Genomic DNA, 4,752 nt, shown 5'->3' on the forward strand with positions numbered 1-4,752 from the left:
GTCAAATACATGGGCACCAAGCGTTTCGGCCTTGATGGCGGCGAAAGCGTGGTTCCGGCGATGGAACAGATCATCAAGCGCGGCGGCGCCCTGGGGGTCAAGGACATCGTCATCGGGATGCCGCATCGCGGCCGGCTGAGCGTTCTGGCCAACGTGATGGCAAAGCCCTACCGCGCCATCTTCAACGAATTCCAGGGCGGCAGTTTCAAGCCCGAGGACGTCGATGGGTCCGGCGACGTGAAATACCACCTCGGCGCGTCGTCCGACCGCGATTTCGACGGCAACATCGTCCACCTGTCGCTAACCGCCAATCCCAGCCACCTAGAGGCGGTGAACCCCGTCGTTCTGGGCAAGGCCCGCGCCAAGCAGGACCAGATGAACGATGCGGAACGGATATCCTGCCTGCCGATCCTGCTGCATGGCGACGCGGCCTTTGCGGGCCAGGGCGTGGTCGCGGAATGTTTCGGCCTGTCGGGCCTGCGCGGCCACCGCACCGGCGGCACGATCCATATCGTCGTGAACAACCAGATCGGGTTCACCACCGCGCCGCATTTCAGCCGGTCCAGCCCCTATCCGACCGACATCGCCCTGATGGTCGAGGCGCCGATCTTCCACGTCAACGGCGACGACCCAGAGGCTGTCGTTCACGCCGCCCGCGTCGCGACCGAGTTCCGGCAGAAGTTCCACAAGGACGTCGTGATCGACGTCTTCTGCTACCGCCGCTTCGGTCACAACGAGGGCGACGAGCCGATGTTCACCAACCCGTTGATGTACAAGGAGATCAAGCAGCACAAGACCACGCTGTCGCTCTACACCGAACGGCTGGTCAAGGACGGGCTGATCCCCGAAGGCGAGATCGAGGACATGAAGGCCGCCTTCCAGGCCCATCTGAACGAGGAATTCGAGGCCGGCAAGGATTACCGCCCGAACAAGGCCGATTGGCTGGATGGCCGCTGGTCCCATCTCGACCGCGAGGGAGAGGACTACCAGCGCGGCCGGACGGCGATTCCGAAGATGACAATCCTAACCGCTCCTCCGAACCGGGGCCAGATGTCCCTTTCTAAAGGCCCTTTCTATGGGATAATCGCCGCTGTAAGCGATAGGCTTTGAGCTAAGATAGGAGACTACGAAAGCGTTCTAGCCAGGCTTATCAGAGGTTCTATAGACGGTTTCGAAGGCAGGTTTAGAGACATTTGCAGAGGCAGCTATGAGTAGGGGTACGTTGTTCGATAAGGTTTGGGATTTGCATACGGTCGGTCGGCTGCCGTCTGGGCAAACGCAGCTCTTCATCGGGCTCCACCTGATCCATGAGGTAACCAGCCCCCAAGCCTTTGCCATGCTGAAAGAGCGTGGGCTCAAGGTGATGTTCCCCGAGCGCACGGTGGCCACCGTTGACCATATCGTCCCGACCGAGGACCAGTCCCGTCCCTTTGCCGACCCCTTAGCCGAGCAGATGATGGCAGCCCTGGAGGAAAACACCCAGGCCCATCAGATTCGTTTTTACAACGTAGGCTCAGGCAGCCAGGGCATCGTCCATGTGATTGCCCCTGAGCAGGGTCTGACCCAGCCGGGGATGACAATTGCCTGCGGCGACAGCCATACTTCGACTCATGGGGCCTTTGGCGCGATCGCGTTTGGCATTGGCACTAGCCAGGTGCGCGACGTGCTGGCGTCTCAAACCCTGGCTCTGGGCAAGCTCAAGGTGCGCCGCATTGAGGTCAACGGCGAACTGCCGCCCGGCGTCTATGCCAAAGACATCATTCTGCATATCATTCGTCAGCTTGGCGTCAAGGGCGGCGTCGGCTATGCCTACGAATTCGCTGGCAGCACTATCGAAGGTCTGTCGATGGAGGGCCGCATGACCCTCTGCAATATGTCGATTGAAGGCGGAGCGCGCTGCGGCTATGTCAACCCCGACCAGACCACCTACGACTATTTGCAGGGCCGCTGCTTTGCGCCTAAAGCGAACTGGCCCAAGGGAAATTGGACAGAGGCCGTGAGCTGGTGGGAGAGCCTGCGCAGCGATGCCGACGCTGAGTATGACGATATTGTGAAACTGGATGCGGGCGCGATCGCGCCCACCGTTACCTGGGGCATCACGCCCGGCCAGGGAATCGGCGTTGACGAATCCATCCCTACCCTCGACGCGATTGCACCGGAGGAACGTCCCCTAGCTGAGCAAGCCTATCAGTATATGGATCTGGCTCCGGGTCAGCCGATTCAGGGAACTAAAGTAGACGTTTGCTTTATCGGTAGCTGCACCAATGGCCGCATCAGCGACCTGCGGGAGGCCGCCCAGCTGGCCCAGGGGCGACGGGTGGCAGCGGGCGTGAAGGCGTTTGTGGTTCCCGGTTCAGAGCAGGTCAAGCAGCAGGCCGAAGCCGAAGGCCTAGATCAGATCTTTATCGCCGCTGGGTTTGAATGGCGGCAGCCGGGCTGCTCGATGTGTCTGGCGATGAACCCCGATAGGCTAGAAGGCCGCCAGATCAGCGCTTCCTCTTCTAATCGCAACTTTAAGGGCCGTCAGGGCTCTGCCTCGGGTCGCACCCTGCTGATGAGCCCCGCCATGGTGGCTTCAGCCGCAGTCACCGGTCAGGTCACCGATGTGCGAGAGCTGATGCCATAGTATTAGGTTGGTGGCGTATAAAGTACGAGTTTGGGTATTTCTTGAAAATCCTTGATGTTGTGAGTAACCAGTGGTAAGTCATAACGTAGAGCCGTTGGTGCTATCCAAGCATCTTGAGAAGAAATCGGTCGCCCTATCTTGTGGAGCTTGGCGCGGACTTGTGCCCACTCTCGACAAAGCTGTTGATCAACCGGAATAATCATGAAGTTGGACAAGTACTGATCGAATTGTTCGAGCTGATACTGACCCCATTCACGCAGAATTGACCATTGAAACAGTTCGGCAACGCTCATGAATGAGAGTGCTAGTTCTTTTCCGCTTAAAAATGGCAGATAAGGGTCAGCATAGCTGTTCCCCTTAAAGATGAAAGAAGCAATGTCAGTATCAATAAGGACAAGGCTCACGAGATTTCCGCTAAGCTAATTCTTTTCGCTGCTGCCGAAGGAAAGTAAGAAAATCTTCGATAGCGTCTTCTTCAGGCCAAAATTCAGCGGCTAAATCTTTGACGTTGGAAACAGCCTTAGGCGTTTGGTCGCCAGATAGCTGTTTTAGCTTGATGCCTTGCCAAAACTGAGTACTGAGGGTTGTAAGATCAGCCTGAGTATCCGAGCTTAAATCATCCTGGCTAAGGATGCAGAGCAACTGCTGACGCTCTGTCGGTGAAAGAGGTTGGATAGCCGCGATCGCGGCTTCGAGGTTTGGGGTCATAGCTCATGCCAGCTCATTTTATCCTCCTATGCTATCCAAATTTTTATGCCTGAACTAACCATCGCTGCTGCTGCTTGCCAAACATCAGCGTATACAGCGGACATCGCAGCAATGCGTCCTTAACCGCAACTAGCTCCGCCGTGATCGCGGAGCTAGTGACAACCGCATAAACTGGCGTTACGGCAGTTAAAGTAAGGGTGAGTTCATCGTCATTGCAATATCCGCCAAGCCGCGATCGCAGGTCTCAAGACAATTTGAAGGCGCGATCGCGCTTTTATTCAGCTGCAACAAGACATTAGAGCTGGAACGGCGACGTTGGAGCCGCTACTCAGTTCTAAATGTAAACCCCTCAAGGCAAATTTTATGATTGCTCAAAATCCCAACTCCAGGCTGATTAAGACGATACTTCTGCTTGCCAGCACGCTGACGGTGATGTCGGGCGCTACGATTTCGCCTTCTTTGCCCGCGATGCAGGCGCATTTCTCAGAGGTAGCCAATTCCGACTTTTGGGTGCGGCTGGTGCTGACGGTGCCTGCCCTGTTCATCGTGATCGGTTCGCCACTGGCGGGGCAAATCGTCGATAAAGTTGGCCGTAAGCCGCTGCTGCTGGGCTCCGCCATCCTGTACGGCTTTGCGGGTAGCTCGGGTTTTGTGCTGAACTCGGTCTTTACGATTCTCGCCGGGCGGGCGTTTTTAGGATTAGCGGTTGCTGGGGTGATGGTCAGCGCCACGACGCTGATTGCGGACTACTACCAAGGCGACGCCCGTGCCAACTTCATGGGCTTGCAGGCGGCCTTCATGGGCTTTGGCGGCGTTTTATTTCTATCGGTGGGCGGGTTTATTGCCGACCTGAGCTGGCGGTATCCCTTCCTGATTTACCTATTTTCCTGGCTGCTGATACCAGGTATCCTGCTGGCAATCTATGAGCCATCGCGCCCCAAAGCCGATACCGATAGGGATACAGCCGCACCGGTATCACAGTTTCCCGTCAGGCTGCTGGTGCTGATATACACTTCTGTAATGCTACAGCAGATGGCTTTGTTGCATGAATTGAGAAAGGGACAGGGGTTTCCCATCTCGGTCGTTTTCTAGGCTGCAACGCGGTAGCAATCAGGCATTCCGAGCTGCGTCATCCGGTTGAGCGCCTTACATTCAATCATCAACTCGGTGGTTTGAGCTGCTATCTTTCTGGCACACACCTCACCTGTGAAAACGGTTTTGAGTCGGTACATCCCCGTCTCGCTGAGCGAACGGCGGTGATAGTTGACTTCTTCTTTCCAAGCTGAGCGATCCACTTTGCGGATGCGTCTGAGGTTCTCATCGCGCGGATGAGCCGGGCCTTTGCGGTTGCCGTGGAACCAGATCTTGGCATCCTTGCGCGGCGGTATCGCCGCCGTCGCCTCGCGCTCGTCAATCGC

The 4,752-nt window shown here is 56.8% G+C and carries 4 protein-coding genes and 2 pseudogenes; 3 read left to right on the forward strand and 3 right to left on the reverse strand.

All coding sequences use genetic code 11. From position 1 onward, the window contains the following. Together IQ241_RS24870 and leuC are read left to right on the forward strand one after the other, a co-directional pair. Positions 1-1,023 (forward strand): annotated as a pseudogene (locus IQ241_RS24870) (thiamine pyrophosphate-dependent enzyme); the annotation flags it as partial. Positions 1,024-1,207: 184 nt separating this feature from the next. After that, a complete protein-coding gene (leuC, locus tag IQ241_RS24875) occupies positions 1,208-2,626 on the forward strand; it encodes a 3-isopropylmalate dehydratase large subunit (RefSeq protein ID WP_193912455.1) in 1,419 nt (472 codons plus the stop codon). A gap of 2 nt (positions 2,627-2,628) precedes the next feature. Here leuC and IQ241_RS24880 read toward each other — a convergent pair whose 3' ends face one another. After that, positions 2,629-3,030, reverse strand: coding sequence for a type II toxin-antitoxin system VapC family toxin (locus tag IQ241_RS24880; RefSeq protein ID WP_193912457.1), 402 nt, complete (start codon positions 3,028-3,030; stop codon positions 2,629-2,631). A gap of 10 nt (positions 3,031-3,040) precedes the next feature. Then, positions 3,041-3,334, reverse strand: a complete 294-nt coding sequence (locus IQ241_RS24885; protein ID WP_193912459.1) for a hypothetical protein — start codon at positions 3,332-3,334, stop codon at positions 3,041-3,043. A 363-nt stretch (positions 3,335-3,697) separates the two neighbouring features. Between IQ241_RS24885 and IQ241_RS24890 the strand changes: the two genes are divergently transcribed. After that, on the forward strand, positions 3,698-4,426 hold the full coding sequence (locus IQ241_RS24890) for an MFS transporter (protein ID WP_193912461.1): 729 nt from the start codon (positions 3,698-3,700) through the stop codon (positions 4,424-4,426). Here IQ241_RS24890 and IQ241_RS24895 read toward each other — a convergent pair. Beyond that, positions 4,423-4,752: pseudogene (locus tag IQ241_RS24895) on the reverse strand (IS5-like element ISLesp5 family transposase); the annotation flags it as partial. The gene IQ241_RS24890 and the pseudogene IQ241_RS24895 sit on opposite strands and share 4 nt — an antisense overlap.

Source organism: Vasconcelosia minhoensis LEGE 07310 (assembly GCF_015207255.1).
In the GTDB taxonomy this organism is placed as follows: Bacteria; Cyanobacteriota; Cyanobacteriia; order Phormidesmidales; family Phormidesmidaceae; genus Vasconcelosia; species Vasconcelosia minhoensis.

Bases quoted from the DNA above. Each gene is read 5' to 3' on its own strand.
- leuC (WP_193912455.1), top strand. From the start codon at position 1,208: ATGAGTAGGGGTACGTTGTTCGATAAGGTTTGGGATTTGCATACGGTC.
- IQ241_RS24885 (WP_193912459.1), bottom strand. From the start codon at position 3,334: ATGACCCCAAACCTCGAAGCCGCGATCGCGGCTATCCAACCTCTTTCA.
- IQ241_RS24890 (WP_193912461.1), top strand. From the start codon at position 3,698: ATGATTGCTCAAAATCCCAACTCCAGGCTGATTAAGACGATACTTCTG.